A 20,249-nucleotide genomic window follows, 5' to 3' on the forward strand; every position below is an offset into this window, starting at 1 on the left:
TTTTTAATTCAATGGATTCACTACTCTGCGTTATCTAAAAAATCTTTAACACGCTCTGTTAATTTGTCTAAGAACGAACGCCGTTCTTTAACTGGCTTTTCTTTTATTTCTTCTTCAGGATTTTCTACCTTTTCAATCTCTTTCTGATGCTGCTGCTCAATTTGTTTTCGTTCTTGACGCTTTAAACCATCTAAAACCAAACCAACTGCAGTGGCGTACAACGGGCTGGTAATATCTTCATCACTATCGCCAGCTAAATGCTCATTCGGGTACCCAATTCTGGTATCCATTCCTGTTATATATTCTACTAACTGCTTTAAATGTTTTAATTGACTCCCACCACCTGTTAAAACAATACCTGCAATGAGTTTCTTTTTTTGCTCTTCGTGACCGTAATTTTTAATCTCAACATAAACCTGCTCAACAATTTCTACTACTCGGGCATGAATTATTTTAGACAGATTTTTTAGAGTAATTTCTTTTGGTTCTCTGCCACGTAACCCAGGAATGGAAACAATCTCGTTATCTTTATTTTCCCCTGGCCATGCTGAACCAAATTTTATTTTTAATAACTCCGCTTGCTTTTCAATGATTGAGCAGCCTTCTTTAATATCTTCAGTAATTACATTTCCACCAAATGGGATTACTGCGGTATGACGAATGATGCCATCTCTAAAAATGGCTAAATCTGTTGTTCCGCCACCTATATCTATCAACGCTACTCCTGCTTCTTTTTCTTCTTGACTTAGTACCGCATTTGCTGATGCTAAAGGTTCTAAAGTGATGCCTTCTAAATTTAAGCCTGCACTTTGTACACAACGCCCTATATTTCTGATAGATGATACTTGCCCTACAACGACATGAAAATTAGCTTCTAACCGTCCACCATACATCCCAATTGGTTCTTTTATTTCGGCTTGCCCATCAACTTTATATTCTTGTGGTAATACGTGAATGATTTCTTCACCGGGAAGCATTACTAATTTATGTACTTGATTTATAAGTCTATCAATATCATTATCATCAATAACCGTTTCTGAATTTGATCTGGTTATGTAATCACTATGTTGGAGGCTGCGTATATGTTGTCCCGCAATACCTACCGTAACACCCATAATTTTCATATCGGCTGCAACTTCGGCTTCTTGAACAGCCTGCTGAATAGATTGGATAGTTTGCGTAATATTGTTTACAACACCGCGGTGCACACCTAAACTTTTAGACTTGCCAATGCCCAAAATCTCGACTTTGCCGTACTCGTTTTTACGACCAATCATAGCCACAATCTTTGTGGTTCCTATATCTAATCCTACTGCTAAATTATGCTCCATGGTTTACGTTTTGCTCAATAATTGAGGTTTAACCTTCAATACTTTCACAGTTTTTTAATGCCCTTTTCATTAAATATTTAGTGATAACTTATTCAATTTATTTACTACACACTACTTGGTTTTCAAATTGCAAATTGACTTTGCTATAATTATTAAGCGTCTTTTCTTTTTGATTTTTTTGATAAAACGCTTTTAGGTTACTAATTTTCTTATTTAAAAAATTAACATCACCTAATTGAACTAAAAACTTACACTGCCTTAGTTTTAAGTATATTTTTTTATTAGCACTTTGATGAATTTCGATAACATTCTTTTTTAAAAAACCATCTTGACTAACTTTACTTGCTACTTTATAGACATTTTTTAAGTTGTTTTTTTCAACATAACCAGTAACTAAAGGTACTCTAGCTGAATAATTATTTGATAGCGGCATATAAAAACCTTCATCATCAATATAATAAGACGCATTTGTACTGACTCTTGCAATAGGTGTTTTCTGTTCAATCTCGGCGTTAAGCCTACCATTAACAGCAACATACACTTCTGCAGATTTTATCATGGGATTAGATTTTAGGGCATTCTCTAATTCATTCAAAACTAAAGTTTCTTTAGTTACATTTTTAACCCCTCTATAATTTTGTATTAACAATTTACTAACAGTTTCATTTGTAATAAAAAGATTGTTATCGCCAATAAATTTCACATGAGGTTTTGTTAATATTCTTTGCTCATTTCTATGTAATGAAAAAGCAAACAAAAAAACCACTAAACCTAGCAGAAATATCATTTTTATATAACTCCAATTAACTCGCAATACTTAATTCTTTTTTAATGTGTCTCACTTCCTCTCCAATATCACCAGCACCAATTGTTAATATAATTTGCGCATCGCTTTTATGTATGGTTTTTAGTAATTCTGTTTTACTAACTAACTGCTTATTTTTATTATTTATTTTAGCTAATAACCAATTGGACGTTACACCCTCAATTGGTAATTCTCTTGCTGGGTAAATATCTAATAATACAACCTCATCAAACTGCGATAAGCTTTTTGCAAAATCGTCTATAAAATCACGAGTTCTCGAATATAAATGGGGTTGAAAAATAGCCAACACTTTTTTGTTTGGATACATTTCTCGAACCGCTTGATATACCGCATTTATTTCTTCTGGATGATGTGCATAATCATCTATAAAAACTAAATCCTCAGTTTTTATATGATATGTAAATCGGCGCTTAACCCCTTTATAAGATGCTAAAGCTTTGGCGAGCTGTTGGTTTGGGCAACCATATTCTACAGCCATCGCCAAGGCTATTAATGCATTCGACAAATTATGTCTCCCAGGTAGGTTAAATTGTAAATTTTCAAGCACTGTTTTTGGTGTTTTTACATCAAAAACATAAGTACCATTTTCTATTTTTATATTTTGAATTGTATAATCAGAATCATCTTCAATACCATAAGTGATTCCTTTTAATGGTAATCCGTTTTTTATAAATAATTTCCCGTTAGGTTTTATTCGTTTTGAAAATTCTTCAAATGAATTTATTAATTCTGAAGCTTCTCCATAAATATCTAAATGATCTGCATCCATAGAGGTAATACATGCTAAATCTGGCGACAGTGTTAAGAATGATCTATCAAATTCATCAGCTTCAACAACAGAAACCTCTGTTCCTTTTAATATTAAATTAGAATTATAATTCTCGCTAATGCCGCCTAAAAAAGCTGTTAGCTCAACACCGCATTCATACATTAAATGACCTAAAATACTGGTTGTTGTAGTTTTTCCGTGCGTGCCTGCAACAGCTAAACAAAAAGTATTTTCGGTTATTGACCCTAACACTTCTGACCGTTTTAAAACCTTAAAACCATGCGTTTTAAAATAATTTAATTCGGTATGATTCTTTGGCACTGCTGGTGTGTAAACCACCAAAGTATTTTCAGTATTTAAAAATTTAGTATCAATTTTTTCAACTGCATCATCAAAATGAATTTGAATATTTAAAGCCATCAACGCATCCGTTATTATCGTTTGTGTTTTATCATAACCAGCAATATATTTATTATTAGCGTGAAAGTAGCGCGCCAAAGCACTCATGCCAATACCGCCAATACCAATAAAATAGATGTTATGTATGCTGTTTAAATTCATTTACTTTTTAAGTAATTTTTCTACTTCGTCTACTATTTCTTTTGTTGCATTAACTAACGCTAATTTTTTTATATTATCTCCCAGTTCTTTTTGTTTTTCCGCGGAAGCAATTAACTGCGAAAACTTATTCTCGAAATCGGCATCTAAATCTTCTTCTTTAATTAATAATGCCGCATTATTGTTAACTACTGCCATGGCATTTTTTGTTTGATGATCTTCTGCGACGTTTGGCGACGGAATAAATATTACAGGCTTGCCTACAATACATAATTCTGATACCGAAATGGCTCCTGCTCTTGAAATCACCACATCTGCTGCTGCATAAGCAAAATCCATATTGTTTAAAAACTCATAGACCTGCACATTTTTTGTATTTCCATAAATTTTATATTGTTGATAATATAACTTACCGCATTGCCAAATTATTTGCACATTCTGAGTATCAAAAAAATCCAACTCCTTTTCTATTAATTCATTTATTCGTCTTGAACCCAAGCTGCCGCCAATAACTAAAAGCGTATATTTTCCGTGTTTTAAATTGAAATGATTTTTAGCCTCAACCGTTTTAGTTTCAATATCCAGCAAGTCTTGACGTACGGGATTTCCTGTTTTAATGAGTTTGTCTTTAGGAAAAAAACGCTCTAAACCATCATAAGCTACACATATTTTATTTACCTTTTTTGCTAATAATTTATTAGTAATTCCTGGATACGAATTTTGTTCTTGTATTAAACTTGGAATCTTATTTGAAGCTGCCGCATACAATAATGGCCCGCTTGCAAAACCACCTGTACCAATGGCTATGTTTGGCTTAAAAGACTTAATAATTTTTCGCGCTTTCCAAAGACTACTAATCACTTTAAATGGAAATATTAAATTTTTTAGAGTAATTTTTCGCTGAATTCCAGAAATCCATAATCCTTTGATATCATATTCTGCTTGTGGCACTTTTTCCATTTCCATTCTATCCTTTGCGCCAACAAATAAAAACTCAGCATCTGGAAAACGAGACTTTATTTCGTTTGCAATGGCAATAGCAGGATAAATATGACCTCCTGTTCCTCCACCGGAAAGAATAATTTTGTATGTTTCTTTTTTTGCCACTAATTCACGAATGTTTATTCTTAAAATTCCAATATTTAAAATCCAAATTCCAAAGAAGTCCTTAAACTTATAATGCTTCGCTTAGAATTTCTAACGGATTATCTTCATTGATTTCTTGTTCTTTTATTTCTTCTCGTTTAGCACTTACACTCAGTATAATTCCTATGGCTAAACACGTCATCCAAATAGATGTACCACCACTACTAATTAGTGGTAAAGTTTGCCCAGTAACAGGAAATAACTCTACTGCAACTGCCATATTAATTAAGGCTTGAAATACAATAGGCAAACCTACACCAAGCACTAAAAGCTTACCGAAAATGGTATCCGATTTTTGCGCTGCTATAATAATTCTAAACAACAGCCACATGTATAAAATCATGATCATAAAACCTCCTAATAATCCATATTCTTCAATAATTATGGCAAAAATAAAATCGGATGACGACTGTGGTAAAAAATTTTTTTGAATACTTTTTCCAGGACCAACACCTTGAACACCGCCTGAAGCTATGGCTATTTTTGCTTTTTCAATTTGATAGTCAGCTACAGTATCTTCAGAATCAGAAAAACTCTCAATCCTACTCATCCAAGTATCAATTCTATTAGGCATAGCATCAGGAAATGCTTTAGCCACCAACACAAACAATACCAAAACTAAAATACCAGAACCTATAATAACTGCTAAATACCGAATTGGATATCCACCTAAAAAAACCAACATGACAACCATTAAAAACATTATAGCTGCTGTTGAAAAATTAGCCGGAAGGATAAGCACTAAAATAAGAAAAACAGGAATCCAAAGTGGTAATATGGATTCTTTAAAAGTTACTGATTTATCTTTTATTTTAGACATATATCGCGCTACATAAACCATAAGTACAACCGATGCTAATGTTGATGTTTGAAACGACATGCCTACAATTGGTATTTGAATCCACCTGCTTGCATTTGCTCCTTCAATGGTTGTTCCTTGCAGCATAGTAACCCCTAACAAAACCAGTATTATAGGAATCATTATTAAAGACAAACCCTTAAAATATCTGTATGGAATTTTATGCACGCCATACATTATGGCAAACCCTAAAAACAAATGCATAAAGTGCTTAACAAAAAATGCAAAAGTGTTACTATTTCCTCCTCTATACGCTAAATTACTTGCAGCACTATAAACAGGCAAGAATGATAGTATTGCCAACAACGCAACTATTGCCCAAATTAAACGATCTCCCTTTATGTTTTTAAATAATGTCTGCACTTATTTTTTTATAAATTCCTTACTGAATTTTTAAATTGACGACCTCTGTCTTCATAATTTTCAAACAAATCGAAACTTGCACATGCTGGTGATAACAATACACTGTCTCCTGCTTCGGCTACCTTATAAGCTATTTTTACAGCTTCGCTCATAAATTGCGTTTCAATTATAACATCTACCATTCCACTAAACGTGTTCATCAGTTTTTCATTATCGACGCCTAAACAAATAATTGCTTTTACTTTTTCGTTTACAAACTGAAAAAGTTCTTCATAATTATTCCCTTTATCTACTCCACCAACAATCCAAACTGTTGGTGCATCCATACTCTCAAGAGCATAATACGTCGCGTTAACATTGGTAGCTTTTGAGTCGTTTATGTATTGTACTTTATTAATTTTTAATACGTGCTCTAAACGGTGCTCGACACCCTGAAAGTTTTCTAAACTTTCGCGAATGGTTTGTTTTCTAATTTTTAATAAATGAGCGACTGTTGAAGCAGCCATCGCATTTTTAATATTGTGTTTTCCCTCTAATGCTAGATTTGTTGTTGGCATAATTATTTGGTTGTTATCTATTGTTATAATAATTTCTTCTTTGTCTAAATACGCACCATTTTCTATAGTTTTAGTTAATGAAAACGGCAATAACGTGGATTGAACTGAGTTATTTTTTAAATGATTAGTAATCACTTCATCATCGGCATCATAAATCAAATAATCATCTTTTGTTTGATTCATGGCTATTCTAAATTTAGAAGCGACATAATTTTCAAATTGATAATTATATCTATCTAAATGATCTGGCGTAATATTAGTAATAACAGCTATTTTTGGTTTAAAATCAATAATATTATCTAACTGAAAACTACTAATTTCGAGCACGTAATTTTGAAAATCACCTTCTAAAACCTGTTTCGCAAAACTGTCACCTATATTTCCTGCTAACCCCACATTCAACTCTTGTTTTAAAATATGATACGTTAACGTTGCCGTTGTTGTTTTACCATTACTTCCTGTAATTCCTACAATGGTAGCTTTGGTGAATTTTGATGCAAATTCAATTTCTGAAACCACAGTAATTCCCTTTTCATGAATTTGTTTCACCAAAGGCACTTTATCTGGAATTCCTGGGCTTTTCATTACGATGTTTGCATTTAGAATTTTATCCTCAGAATGCTTTTCATCTTCCCATTCAATCTCATTATGTATAAGAACTTGTTTATATTTTTCTTTTATTTTTCCTTTATCTGAAACAAAAACTTGATATCCTATTTCTTTTCCTAAAAGCGCTGTTCCAACACCACTTTCTCCTCCGCCCAATATGACTAATCTTTGTTTTGTCATTTCGTTTTCATTTCATAAGATTCCCACTTTCACTTCGACTACGCTCAGTGTGGCACGCAGGAATAACAAATTTGTTACCGTATTTTCAATGTTACTATTGACAGAATTGCTAGTAATATTCCAACAATCCAAAATCGTGTTACTATTTTACTTTCATGATACCCTGATTTTTGATAGTGATGATGCAATGGCGACATTTTAAAAATACGGCGTCCTTCTCCATACTTCTTCTTTGTATACTTAAACCAACCTACCTGCATTACTACTGATAAATTTTCGGCTAAAAAAACACCACACAACACAGGAATTAGCCATTCTTTACGAACCGCAATAGCAATTACTGCTATAATTCCTCCAATAGTTAAACTCCCTGTATCTCCCATAAATACTTGAGCGGGATATGTGTTGTACCACAAAAAACCAATAAGTGCACCAACAAATGCTGCGATATAGATAGTAATTTCTTCTACTCGTGGTATGTACATAATATTGAGATATTCTGAAAAAATGATGTTACCAGAAACCCATGCAAAAATGCCTAAAGTGAGCACTATAATTGCAGATGTTCCTGCTGCTAAACCATCAATCCCATCAGTAAGGTTTGCACCATTTGATACAGCTGTTATGATAAAAATGGAAACCAAGATGAAAATAATCCACGCATATTCTTCTAAGTTTGGACTAATCCAAGTAATTAATTTTGCATAATCAAACTCATTACCCTTTACAAAAGGAATTGTTGTTTTGGTTGATTTTATTTCGTCTTGAAATAGCTTTGAAGCTTCTATATTTGGATTTTTAGCTAACAGAATACGTTGTTCTTCAATAGGTAACTTCTCTTTCATCGTTACATCTTGATGAAAAAACAAAGTTGCTCCAACAATGATTCCTAAACCTACTTGACCCAAAATTTTAAAACGTCCTTTTAAGCCTTCTTTATCGTTTTTAAACTTCTTTAAGTAATCATCTATAAAACCAATAACACCCATCCAGAGGGTTGTTACAATTAATAAAATGATGTAAATATTTTCTAATTTAGCGAGTAACAATACTGGAATTAAAGTAGCAAGAATAATTATAATGCCTCCCATAGTTGGTGTACCAGCTTTTTCTTTTTGCCCTTCTAAACCTAAGTCTCTAATGGTTTCTCCCATTTGTTTTTTCTGAAGAAAACGAATTATTCTTTTCCCATAAATAGTTGAAATTAATAACGATAAAATCATAGCTAAAGCTGCACGGAACGTTAAGAATCCGAAAAGTGTAGCTCCTGGAAATTGGAATTGTTTTTCTAAATGTTCAAATAGGTAATACAGCATTTATATTATTTTTTATTGCTTATTTTTTATTATTTATTATTTATTTGAGACACTTCAATTACACTTCGACTGCGCTCAGTGTGACATCTATCTATTTCTGTAATTGTTTTAAAAATTCTTGCACTATTTTATAATCATCAAAGTCAAAACGCTCGCCTTTAATTTCTTGATACGTTTCATGTCCTTTTCCAGCTATTAAAATAATATCGTTAGACTGCGCTAACTGACATGCTGTTTTAATAGCTTGTTTTCTATCAGCTATAGTTACTATTTTTTTAAAATTTTGAGGCTCAACACCTTTTTCAATATCTTCAAGAATAGCCTCAGGTTTTTCGCTTCGCGGATTATCGCTAGTAAAAATCACTTTAGTACTTAATGCTGATGCAATGCGCCCCATTTTTGGGCGTTTGGTTTTATCTCTATCTCCACCACAACCCACAACCGTTATTAATTCTTCGTTTTTAGTACGAATACTATTAATGGTTTCTAGTACATTTTTTAAAGCATCTGGTGTATGCGCATAATCAACAATAGCTGTTATTTTTTCATCAGAAATAATGTATTGAAACCTTCCGCTCACACTTTCCAACCCACTAATCAACCTTAAAATTTCAACTTTTTCCAAACCTAATAATTCCGCAGTAGCATAAATTGCTAACACATTATAGGCATTGAAATTTCCTATAAGTCTTGTCCAAACTTCACTATCATTTACTTTAAGCAATAAACCACTAAATTGATTTTCTAAAATTTGTGCCTTATAATCGGCATATCCTTTTAAAGCATACGCATATTTTTTTGCCTTTGTATTTTGCAGCATTATCAATCCGTTTTTATCATCGGTGTTTACAAGTGCAAATGCTTTTGATGAGAGACTATCAAAAAACACTTTTTTCACATCGCGGTATTCTGCAAACGTGTTGTGATAATCTAAATGATCGTGAGATAGGTTAGTAAAAATACCGCCTTCAAAACGTAATCCCTCAATTCTGTTTTGATGTATGCCATGAGAACTAACTTCCATAAAACAAAACTCGACACCCACATCATTCATCTCCTTTAAATACTTATTTATAGTTAAAGAATCTGGAGTAGTGTGCGTTGCTTTGTATGCTTTATTATCGACTAATATTTTTACGGTTGAAAGTAAACCAACTTTGTAACCTGCTTTTTTAAACAATTGATACAATAGACTTGCGATTGTGGTTTTTCCGTTTGTACCTGTAACACCAACAAGTTTTAAGTTTTCCGAAGGTGCATCATAAAAATTTGATGCCATAAACGCCAATGCTTTGTTGGAATTATCAACCTCAATGTAAGTAACACCATCTGCTAATTTTTCTGGCAATGTTTCGCAAACAATGGCAGTTGCTCCATTCTTTATAGCGACATCAATAAATTTATGACCATCAGCTATATTGCCTTTTATAGCAACAAATAAGTCAGCGTTTGTAATACTTCTCGAATCGAAATGAATATCATTTATAGACACACTCGTACTCCCAACAACAGCATTGATGGTTACTTTGTACAATATGTCTTTTAATCTGTTCATGATGCTTTTAAAACTATCGTTTGGTTATTTTTTAGTTTTATATTCTTATCGATAGATTGCTCTTTTACAATACCACTTCCCCTAAGCGTTACCTTTATATCTACATCCATATTTTCCAACAATGCTAGAGCATCCATAGCAGGTAAACCAACTACATTTGGCATGATGGTTTTATAAGTTTGGGCTGTTTTATAATAACTCTCGTATTCTTTTTCTGTTGATGCACTTTTAACTTCTAAAGATTCTACCTCATCAATAATCGGCGTATCTGTAAATATTTTTTGAGCAATTTTTTTAAATACTGGACCAGATACATCAGCACCATAATAGCCAACACTTTTATCAGGTTCGTGTATTACAACAATGCAGGAATATTTAGGATTATCAGCTGGAAAATATCCAGCGAAAGATGAAATATAATTTAGCTTTTCTTTGTCTCGATAATCTTTTTGACATGTTCCTGTTTTACCTGCCATCGAGAAATTTTCAGAATACAACCTATGCCCTGTTCCGTGCTTTTTCTCAACAACATTCTTTAATAATTGCTGCACTTTAGCAACAGTTTCTTTCGAGCAAACTTGTTTGTTTATCACCTCTACTTTATAAGGTTCAACAACTCTATCAAATTCCTTAACCTCTTTTAAAAATTGTGGCTTTACCATTTTGCCGTCATTAGCAATTGCATTATAAAATGTTAGGGTTTGTAAAGGTGTAAACGACACACCGTAACCATAAGCCATCCATTGTAATGCAATACCACTCCAACGCTTATTTTTAATTCTAGGATCTGGAATAATCGGACTTGACTCACCAATAATTTGTAATCCTAATTTTTCATTTAAACTCATAGCATAAAGTCTATCCACAAACTTGCTAGGATTTTTTCCATAAGCCTGATCGATAGCTTTTACTATTCCTGTATTTGATGACACTTCAAAAGCTTCAGAGATTGATATTTTACCGTAACCCCCATACTTTGAGTCTCTTACTTTTTTCCCATAGAACGTTAATATGCCTTTCTCAGTATCTACTACATCACTCGTATCAATTACCTTATCTTCAAGAGCAGCCGTAATTGCCATTAACTTAAATGTCGAACCAGGTTCATGAGATTCCCAAACCGCATAATTCCTCCTTTCATAGTAATATCCATTAGAATTTCTACCTAAATTTGCAATAGCTTTTACTTCGCCAGTTTTCGTTTCCATAACCACAACACAACCGTGGTCTGCTTTATATTTTTCTAACTGCTCCAAAAGCGCATGATGTGCTATATCTTGAATATTTACATCTATGGTTGTATAGACATCGTAACCATCTTTAGGCTCAATTTCATTAGCATCACTCAAAGGTTTCCATTGCCCTTTTCCAATTTGTTGTTTTTTTCTTTTCCCATCAGTCCCTCTTAAATATTGAATACCATAGGCACCATCAATTCCTGGGCGGGTTACATAACCTTTATCATCAGTTCGGTCGTAACCTATTGTTCTTCTGGCAATCTCACCCATGGGGTGTTCGCGTTTTGTAGTTTGCTCTACAATCAGTCCGCCTTTAAAAGCACCTAGGTTTAATAATGGAAAATTTCGAATTCTTATATAATCTGAATACCCAATATTTCTAGCCAACAAATAATATCTATTTTTATTTGCTCTGGCTTTTCTGATTTCCTTTTGATAATAGTTTGAAGATTTTCCTGAGTATTTTGAAAGCGAATCACTTAAAGCTTTTAAATGTTTTTCGAATGTTTTTGAAGTTGGCGTAATAGCATCTATTCTAATATCGTATTTAGGAATCGATGTTGCTAATAAATTCCCGTTAGCCGAATACACATTACCTCGATTCGCTGGAATTATTACATCTTTAACAATACGCTCGCTTGCCATAGCTTTATATTTATCGCCTTGCAGAAACTGAATACTCACCAATTTAAACACCACAGCAGCGCCGAAGATGAACATACATCCTGCTATAAAATACAATCGGTTTAATATGCCTTTCTCGTTTACTGCCAAGGTTTACTTTTTATTTTTGGGATTTTATTTTTATTTTTTTTGGTGGAATTACCGATGGCAATAATCCTTTTTCTTTCATTTTAACAACTACTGCCGACTCCATTTTGAGTCGCATCAATTTTGATCTGCCATCAATAAATGCCGAACGCATTTCGTTTACTTCATTTTTTAATCGTGCAATTTCATATACTTTTTTATCGGCACTATGCGAACTCGCAATCATTACTATAGCTAATCCAGAGATAAAAAGAATCATGCGCCAATTTTTAAATGAATCGTCGCTCACTAAAAATGTTCCTTTTAATATACTGTAGATGCTTTTTTTCAATCTGTTATTATATTTTTTCAGCAATGCGAAGTTTTGCGCTTCTTGCTCTATTATTTATTTTTATCTCTTCTTTTGACGGAACAATTAAACCATTCACTTTTTTTAACGGCACTTCAAAATTCCCAAACATATCGCGTTCTGGCTCACCTTCAAAAAGTCCGTTTCTTATAAAACGCTTTACCAACCTATCCTCTAAAGAGTGATAGGATATAAAACTTAAACGACCTCCTGCTTTTAATATTTCTGGTGTTTGCTGCAGAAACTCCTTTAATGCTTCAATTTCTTGATTTACCTCAATTCTAATGGCTTGATAAATTTGAGCCAACACTTTATTTTCATGTCTTGGTGGCAAAAACTTTTTTAATACTTTTTTTAACTGTTCGCTTGTTTTAATTTTTTCGGTTTCTCTGTGTTCAACAATTAATCTTGCCATTGCTGGAGCAGCCCTTAATTCACCATACTGCAAAAACACTTGTTTTAATTGTTCTTCTTCATATTCATTAACCACATGAAATGCTGATAAGTCATTTTTTTGATTCATTCTCATATCTAAATCCGCATCAAAGCGTGTTGAAAAACCACGCTCGGCAACATCAAATTGATGTGATGACACTCCAAAATCTGCTAAAACACCATCAACTTGTTTTACGCCATGAAATCTTAAAAAACGTTTTACATATCTAAAATTTTCATGTATTAAAGTAAATCTGTCATCATCAATCACGTTTTCAAGAGCATCTAAATCCTGATCAAAAGCAAATAATTTACCGTTTTCACCAAGTCGATTTAATATTTCTTTACTGTGCCCACCACCACCAAAGGTTACATCTACATAAACACCATCTTCCTTGATATTTAAACCATCAACCGTTTCCTTTAACAAAACTGGATTATGATATTCCATGGTCATCATCGTCTTGTCCCATAACTTCTTCTGCTAAATCAGCAAAATCTATTGCAGCATCATCTATAGCTTGTTCGTACTTATCTTTATCCCAGATTTCAATAATATTTACTGCTGGAGAAATCACTATGTTTTTAGAAATCCCCGCAAAACCAATAAGATCTTTCGGAATTAACAATCGTCCACTACCATCAATATCAACCATTCTTGCTCCCGCATTAAATCGACGAATAAAATCGTTATTCTTTTTTTTAAACCTATTAAGCTTATTCACCTTTTCCATCACCGTTTGCCACTCACTCATGGGGTACAACTCTAAACACGGTTGAAAAACCGAACGCCTTAACACAAACCCATCTTCTAAAACAGAGGCTAATTGTTTTTTCATGCCAGAAGGCATCATAAGCCTACCTTTAGCATCTACTTTACAATCGTATGTTCCTATTAATGAGTTCAAAGCGATTTATATTCGTTTTTGAGTTTAAGTTTCAAATATATCGAAAATTTTACCACATTTTACCACTTTACTACACTTTGTTAATAATTTTTCGATTAAATGCGTTTTTAAATAGATATTAAATGATGAAAAGCTTTTTAATCACTTAATATCAGTCAATTAGATAAAATTCATTTATGCAAACACTTTGTTAACATCTTAATTTGAAAACAATTACTCATGAGCTTTAATTAAAATGATTGAAATATGAATGAAATAACTATATTTGTTTTTAACGAAAAAAGACTGACTAGTTAATGACGCATCGTTTAAAAAAAGAGAAAAATTATAGCTATATTGAAGTAGGAGAAGGCAAGCCCATTATTGTTTTACATGGTTTAATGGGTGGTTTAAGCAATTTTGATTCTGTAACAAATTTTTTTAGCGAAAAAGGATATAAAGTTATTATTCCAGAATTACCAATCTATAATATGTCTTTGCTTAAAACCAACGTGAAAAATTTTGCTAAATATTTGCATGATTTTATTGAGTTTAAAGGTTTTGATGATGTAATTTTATTAGGCAACTCTCTTGGTGGTCATATAGGCTTATACCACACAAAATTATTCCCGGAAAAAGTAAAGGCTTTAATAATTACTGGTAGCTCTGGGCTTTACGAAAGTGCTATGGGAGGCGGATATACAAAACGAAGCGATTACGAAGTGATAAAAAAGAAAGCTCAGGATGTGTTTTACGACCCTGCAGTTGCTACTAAAGAAATCGTTGACGAGGTTTACGAAACAGTAAACGATCGTAATAAGCTTATAAAAACATTAGCCATAGCAAAAAGTGCGATTAGGCATAATATGGCTAAGGATTTACCAAAAATGCAAACACCGACGTGTATTATTTGGGGAAAAAACGACAATGTTACACCTCCTGAAGTTGCCGAAGAATTTAATGAACTTTTACCAGATTCAGAGTTGTTTTGGATTGATAAATGTGGACACGCAGCTATGATGGAACACCCTAATGAGTTTAACCAAATTCTTAATGCTTGGTTAACGAAAAGAGGGCTTTGAATTTTTAATTTTATTACAAAAACTAAGTTTAATTAATAAGATTCCTAACTTCATAGGAACAACAAAAATAATTATGCATATCAAATCTGCAGAATTTGTATTGAGCAATTCTGATGTTACAAAATGCCCAAAGAGCATGCTACCAGAATATGCCTTTATTGGTAGGAGCAATGTTGGAAAATCGTCGCTAATTAATATGTTAACCAGCCGAAAAAGCTTAGCAAAAACCTCTGGGAGACCAGGAAAAACACAGCTTATTAATCATTTTTTAATTAATAAAAACTGGCATTTAGTAGATTTACCTGGCTATGGTTATGCACGTGTTTCAAAAAGTGCGAAAAAGGTTTTTCAGAAATTTATAACGCAATATTTTGCTTTACGCGAGCAATTAGTTACTGCTTTTGTCCTTGTAGATATTAGACACAAACCACAACCTATTGATTTAGAATTCATGCAGTGGTTAGGCGAAAACGGCATACCATTTTCAATCATTTTTACTAAAGCTGATAAACTTAAACCTAAAGCCATTGAAAATTATGTTGAAGCTTATAAAAATGTGCTTTTAGAAACCTGGGAAGATATACCAAATTACTTTATAACCTCATCATCTAAAGATATTGGGAAAGATGATGTATTAGATTATATTGATGGTTTAAATGGCAATATGGATTTATCTTCAAGCTAATTTTCTTTTTGCCTAGACTACTTACAAATCAAAAAATGCTCCAAAAGCTTAAAAACAACTTTTAGAGCGTTAACTGTTTTAACACTACATTATATAAGCTTAATCTTTTATAGTTGCTACTTTTTTAATAGCGTAAGACATTTTTAAATCTTCAAGCACATTTAAAGCTTCTTCAATATATACATCTTTACTTAAGCTTTGGTGCCATCTTTCTCTTTTTTCTTTTAAATCGGTCGTGTCACTTTCAAAAAGTTTTTTTTCATAAGTGTGAGATGTAAACGTTAAGTTTGTTTTATAGTTTGAAATGGCATCAAAACGTTTGGACTCTAACTCATTCATATCATTTACTGCTTTATACTTTTCATAATTTAGCGGCACTAAGGTTTCATCTATTTTACTTTTTACCCATTTAGCATTTTCATCAATAAGCTTTAATTGCTCATTATTACTCATTCTTTCTTTGCTTTTATTAATGGTTTTATCGTAATCAAAATAACTATCCCAAACCGCATAATCAGCAGCATCAATTTCATCCCATGGCAATGGGTTGTCTTTATCTTTTTCGCCCACATCTATATAACTAAATCGCCCAGGTACTTTAACATCACTCTTCACGCCTTCTAATTGTACCGAGCCGCCATTGATTCTATAGTATTTTTGTGTAGTTAATGCCAATGCCCCTAGGTCTCCAGCCGTATTATTTCTAACTATATTATTTAAATTCATCACATTCTGAACTGTCCCCTTGCCATAAGTCTGCTTACTACCAATAATAATAGCACGTTTATAATCTTGCATGGCTGCAGCCATAATTTCTGATGCAGATGCAGATATTTCGTTAACAAGAATAACTAATGGCCCGTCCCAAGCAATAGATTTGTCTTTATCTTTTAAAACTTCTTTTGGTTTACCAGTTGAGCGTACTTGAACAATTGGCCCATCTTTTATGAATAAACCAGCCATATCTACAACTGCTGGTAACGAACCACCACCATTATTACGTAAATCAAGCACTAATCCTTCCATGCCTTCAGCCTTTAAGCGTTCAATCTCTTTCTTTACATCTGCTGCAGCATTTAGTTTCTTATAATCATTAAAATCTAAATAAAATGAAGGCAAATTAATAACGCCAAACTTCTTATTATTCTTTTCTACCATTGATGCTTTTGCATAAGTTTCACCTAATTCTACAATATCTCTTGTAATGGTAACATCTTTAATCGTACCATCTATTTTTTTAATAGTTAAAGTTACTTTAGTTCCTTTTGGGCCTTTTATTAATTTAATAGCATCATCTATACGCATACCAACAATACTAATTGGCACTTCTTCATTTTCTTGTTTTACCTTTAAAATAACATCATCTATCTCTAGTTCTTTACCTCGCCATGCTGGACCACCAGAAACTAAATAAGTAATTTTAATATAATCCATACGTTTTTGAAGCCCCGCTCCAATGCCTTCTAATTTACCAGACATACGTTGGTCGAAAACTTCTTTACTGCGAGGTGCCAAGTAATATGTGTGCGGATCAAACTCTTCTACAATAGCATTAACATAAACAGCAAAATAGTCTTCTCGTTTTAAATCATCAATATTATCATTAAAGTATATGTCTAGCGATTTTAACATAGCTTCACGAGCTTCTTTTTCAATTTCTTTTTCGGTCTTCATTACATAAGACGGGTCTTTTTCTTTAGCTTGTTTTTCCTGTGTATAAATATCATCGTAATTAGTAAGTGTTGAAAACTTAAGTTGTTGTCTCCAACGTTCTTTTAATTCTTTTCTATTTTTAGCGTAAGCGATGTTATCAGAATTGGTATCAAAGACTTCATCTTTAGTGTAATCAAAAGGTTTTGATAATACTTCTTTATATAATGATTTAGCTTCTTGAATACGCTTTATCATGCGTTCGTGCGTCACATTAAAAAACGTAATGTCTGAGATTTGTATCTGATCGTCAATAGTTAATTTATACTTTTCGAAGTCTTTATAATCTGATTCGTAGAAATAGCGTTTTAAAGGATCGATAGTTTCTATATAATCTGAGAATAATTCTGCTGAAAAAGCATCGTCCATTGCTATAGGATCAAAATGAAGTTGTTCTAAAACACTTTTAATAATATGAATTAACATTTTATCTTTATCTGAATCGTCAAATGTTTTAGCAGTAAAACTACACGATGCAAAAGCTAGCAAAACTGTTAATAACAATACTTTATAATTCCTCTTCATAATATTTTTCATGTATTTATCTTTTTCTTAGCTATTTAAAATAGTCATCATCAAACAAATTTGATAATTATTTTCTACTAAAATAAAGAAAAAACCATGCCAATAAAGGCAAATGCTACTAATTTTTTGTTAAAGCGAAGAAATTAAGTGTTTACTATCTAAATTATGTATTTTAGCGATGTTTTTATAAACATAATATGACAAAAAAACCATTAATTTTAGTTACTAACGACGATGGTATAAATGCGCCAGGTATTAGAACCCTAATAGAGGTTATGAACACTATTGGAGATGTTGTGGTGGTTGCTCCAGATAGCCCGCAAAGCGGCATGGGACACGCCATTACTATAAACTCAACGTTATACGTATGGCAAATTAGCGACAATAATGAACCACAATTAGAATATTGCTGCTCTGGAACTCCTGCTGATTGTGTGAAATTAGGTATTAGAGAAATATTAGACAGAACACCCGATTTATGTGTTTCTGGTATTAATCATGGTTCAAACTCATCAATAAATGTGATTTACTCAGGCACTATGAGTGCTGCAATTGAGGCAGGTATTGAAGGTATTCCAGCCATTGGATTTTCGCTATTAGATTACAATTGGAAAGCTAATTTTGAAGCTTGCAAACCGTTTGTAAAAACCATTACCGAAAACGCTTTAAAACACGGCATACCAAATGATGTGGTTTTAAATGTTAACATCCCAAATATTTCAAAAGAAAAGATCAAAGGTATAAAGATTTGCCGACAAGCTAAAGCGAATTGGGTTGAAGCTTTTGATAAACGACAAAATCCTCAAGGAAGAGATTATTACTGGCTTTCCGGAAAATTTGTAAATTTAGATGGTGGAGAAGACACCGACGAATGGGCACTAGAAAACAATTATGTTTCTGTTGTCCCAACACAATTCGATTTAACGGCGCACAAACATATAAAAACATTAAACAATTGGAATTTAAATGATTAGAAAAGATATCTTTATAGGCATGTTTGTAGGATTGATTGCAAACGCCATCGGCCTTATTTTAGCGGCGACATTCTTAGGCGGTAGAGACGATTTTACTACCGTAATAAAAAATGCAGCTTCTGAAGGCTTTTTGGGTAAATTAATAAGCTTAGGTGCTATTTTAAATCTGGCAGCGTTTTTTATCTTTATAAGAAAAAAACAAGATTATCGAGCACGTGGTGTTTTATTAATAACTGTTTTTATTGCTGTTTTTACTTTTGTTTTTAAACTCTTTTAATATTATTTTATCCCCTCGAGCATTATCGAAATCAAAATATATTTTGATTGAGGATACGAACGCAGTTTTCGAGAGGTTTTGCGCATTAATTGATAGGTCTCGACTGCGCTCGACCTGACAACAAGAAAATGAAGTATTACATTATTGCTGGCGAAGCATCGGGTGATTTACATGCCTCTAACTTAATGAAAGCATTGCAAAAAGAAGATGCCAATGCTAATTTTAGGTTTTGGGGAGGAGACCTTATGCAAAACGTTAGCGGTACTTTAGTAAAGCATTACAAAGAGCGCGCCTTTATGGGTTTTATTGAAGTGATTATGAACCTCAACAAAATTTTTAAAGACATATCATTTTGTGAAAAAGATATTGAAGCTTTTAATCCAGATGCTATTATTTTTATAGATAATTCTGGTTTTAATTTACGCATTGCAAAATGGGCAAAACAAAAAGGTTTTAAAACCAATTACTACGTTTCTCCACAAGTTTGGGCATCAAGAGCTAATCGAGTGCATGCCATTAAAAGAGATGTTGATGCGATGTATGTTATCCTTCCTTTTGAAAAAGACTTTTATAAAGATAAATTTGATTACGATGTTACTTTTGTTGGACATCCGTTAATTGATGCCATTGCTGATAGAAATCAAGTTAACGAATTTGAATTTAGAAAAACCCACCTATTAAACGACAAACCTATTATTGCACTTTTACCTGGTAGTCGAAAACAAGAAATTACCAAAATGCTCTCTGTAATGTTGAGTTTGGTTGACGATTTTCCGGACTACCAATTTGTTATTGCGGGTGCGCCAAGTCAAGATTTTGAATTTTACAAAACCTTTATTAAAAAATCAGATATAAGTTTTATCGATAATAAAACTTATGATTTATTAAGTGTTTCTTCAGCGGCATTAGTCACTTCTGGAACAGCAACACTTGAAACCGCTCTCTTTAAAGTACCACAAGTGGTTTGCTACAAAGGCAGTAACATTTCGTATCAAATAGCAAAACGTATTATTACTTTAAAATTTATTTCTTTGGTTAACTTAATCATGAATAGAGAAGTTGTTACGGAGCTTATTCAAAACGATTTTAATAAAAAAAGATTGAAGAAAGAGTTAGAATTAATACTCAATTCTGAAAAAAGAAAGCAATTATTTTTAGATTATTACGATTTAGAAAAAAAACTAGGAGGTAAAGGCGCAAGCGAAAAAACTGCTAAATTAATTTACAAATCTTTACAAGCTTAGTTT

Annotated in this window: 18 protein-coding genes; 5 read left to right on the forward strand and 13 right to left on the reverse strand. The window is 32.7% G+C overall.

Translation table 11 applies throughout. The features are described 5' to 3' along the window. Positions 1-20: 20 nt before the first annotated feature. The 12 genes from ftsA to mraZ all read right to left on the reverse strand — a co-directional run bounded on the left by ftsA (position 21) and on the right by mraZ (position 13,770). A complete protein-coding gene (gene ftsA, locus RG22_RS05210; RefSeq protein ID WP_034041397.1) occupies positions 21-1,331 on the reverse strand; it encodes a cell division protein FtsA in 1,311 nt (436 codons plus the stop codon). A 97-nt stretch (positions 1,332-1,428) separates the two neighbouring features. Then, positions 1,429-2,118 (reverse strand): cell division protein FtsQ/DivIB, encoded by a 690-nt coding sequence (locus RG22_RS05215; protein ID WP_338062072.1) that lies wholly within the window; start codon positions 2,116-2,118, stop codon positions 1,429-1,431. Between the two features lie 16 nt (positions 2,119-2,134). Next, a complete protein-coding gene (gene murC / locus RG22_RS05220) occupies positions 2,135-3,487 on the reverse strand; it encodes a UDP-N-acetylmuramate--L-alanine ligase (RefSeq protein ID WP_034041399.1) in 1,353 nt (450 codons plus the stop codon). Further along, positions 3,488-4,591, reverse strand: coding sequence for an undecaprenyldiphospho-muramoylpentapeptide beta-N-acetylglucosaminyltransferase (gene murG, locus RG22_RS05225; RefSeq protein WP_034041401.1), 1,104 nt, complete (start codon positions 4,589-4,591; stop codon positions 3,488-3,490). Between the two features lie 67 nt (positions 4,592-4,658). Next, positions 4,659-5,852, reverse strand: a complete 1,194-nt coding sequence (locus RG22_RS05230; protein WP_034041403.1) for an FtsW/RodA/SpoVE family cell cycle protein — start codon at positions 5,850-5,852, stop codon at positions 4,659-4,661. Positions 5,853-5,860: 8 nt separating this feature from the next. Then, positions 5,861-7,198: a UDP-N-acetylmuramoyl-L-alanine--D-glutamate ligase gene (gene murD, locus RG22_RS05235; protein ID WP_034041405.1), complete on the reverse strand. Its 1,338-nt coding sequence runs from the start codon at positions 7,196-7,198 to the stop codon at positions 5,861-5,863. 74 nt (positions 7,199-7,272) lie between these two features. Further along, positions 7,273-8,514: a phospho-N-acetylmuramoyl-pentapeptide-transferase gene (mraY, locus tag RG22_RS05240; RefSeq protein WP_034041407.1), complete on the reverse strand. Its 1,242-nt coding sequence runs from the start codon at positions 8,512-8,514 to the stop codon at positions 7,273-7,275. A gap of 91 nt (positions 8,515-8,605) precedes the next feature. Further along, positions 8,606-10,069: a UDP-N-acetylmuramoyl-L-alanyl-D-glutamate--2,6-diaminopimelate ligase gene (locus RG22_RS05245; RefSeq protein WP_034041410.1), complete on the reverse strand. Its 1,464-nt coding sequence runs from the start codon at positions 10,067-10,069 to the stop codon at positions 8,606-8,608. Further along, a complete protein-coding gene (locus tag RG22_RS05250) occupies positions 10,066-12,027 on the reverse strand; it encodes a penicillin-binding protein (RefSeq protein WP_052143642.1) in 1,962 nt (653 codons plus the stop codon). Before RG22_RS05250 ends, RG22_RS05245 begins: the two co-directional genes overlap by 4 nt. Positions 12,028-12,091: 64 nt before the next feature. Further along, positions 12,092-12,409 (reverse strand): FtsL-like putative cell division protein, encoded by a 318-nt coding sequence (locus RG22_RS05255; protein ID WP_034041417.1) that lies wholly within the window; start codon positions 12,407-12,409, stop codon positions 12,092-12,094. Between the two features lie 7 nt (positions 12,410-12,416). Beyond that, complete coding sequence (gene rsmH, locus RG22_RS05260; protein ID WP_244462163.1) at positions 12,417-13,319, reverse strand: 16S rRNA (cytosine(1402)-N(4))-methyltransferase RsmH; 903 nt, start codon at positions 13,317-13,319, stop codon at positions 12,417-12,419. After that, positions 13,300-13,770 carry a division/cell wall cluster transcriptional repressor MraZ gene (mraZ, locus tag RG22_RS05265; protein ID WP_034041423.1) on the reverse strand — a complete coding sequence of 157 codons (471 nt, stop codon included), beginning with the start codon at positions 13,768-13,770 and terminating at the stop codon, positions 13,300-13,302. Before mraZ ends, rsmH begins: the two co-directional genes overlap by 20 nt. A gap of 296 nt (positions 13,771-14,066) precedes the next feature. On the opposite strand from mraZ, the gene RG22_RS05270 reads away from it, so the two are divergent. Next, entirely contained in the window at positions 14,067-14,831 is a 765-nt protein-coding gene (locus RG22_RS05270; RefSeq protein WP_034041425.1) for an alpha/beta fold hydrolase, read from the forward strand. A gap of 73 nt (positions 14,832-14,904) precedes the next feature. Beyond that, positions 14,905-15,516: a ribosome biogenesis GTP-binding protein YihA/YsxC gene (yihA, locus tag RG22_RS05275; RefSeq protein ID WP_034041428.1), complete on the forward strand. Its 612-nt coding sequence runs from the start codon at positions 14,905-14,907 to the stop codon at positions 15,514-15,516. 99 nt (positions 15,517-15,615) lie between these two features. On the opposite strand, the gene RG22_RS05280 is transcribed toward yihA, so the two are convergent. Then, complete coding sequence (locus tag RG22_RS05280; RefSeq protein WP_034045763.1) at positions 15,616-17,751, reverse strand: carboxy terminal-processing peptidase; 2,136 nt, start codon at positions 17,749-17,751, stop codon at positions 15,616-15,618. Between the two features lie 197 nt (positions 17,752-17,948). Between RG22_RS05280 and surE the strand changes: the two genes are divergently transcribed. From surE to lpxB, 3 genes are all read left to right on the forward strand, one after another. Further along, positions 17,949-18,725 carry a 5'/3'-nucleotidase SurE gene (surE, locus tag RG22_RS05285; protein WP_034041431.1) on the forward strand — a complete coding sequence of 259 codons (777 nt, stop codon included), beginning with the start codon at positions 17,949-17,951 and terminating at the stop codon, positions 18,723-18,725. Continuing rightward, positions 18,718-19,002, forward strand: coding sequence for a hypothetical protein (locus RG22_RS05290; protein ID WP_034041433.1), 285 nt, complete (start codon positions 18,718-18,720; stop codon positions 19,000-19,002). The genes surE and RG22_RS05290 overlap by 8 nt, the downstream gene beginning before the upstream one ends. 128 nt (positions 19,003-19,130) lie before the next feature. Beyond that, positions 19,131-20,246, forward strand: a complete 1,116-nt coding sequence (lpxB, locus tag RG22_RS05295) for a lipid-A-disaccharide synthase (RefSeq protein ID WP_034041436.1) — start codon at positions 19,131-19,133, stop codon at positions 20,244-20,246. Positions 20,247-20,249 lie beyond the last annotated feature (3 nt).

Source organism: Wocania ichthyoenteri Th78 (assembly GCF_000789235.1).
GTDB lineage: Bacteria > Bacteroidota > Bacteroidia > Flavobacteriales > Flavobacteriaceae > Wocania_A > Wocania_A ichthyoenteri.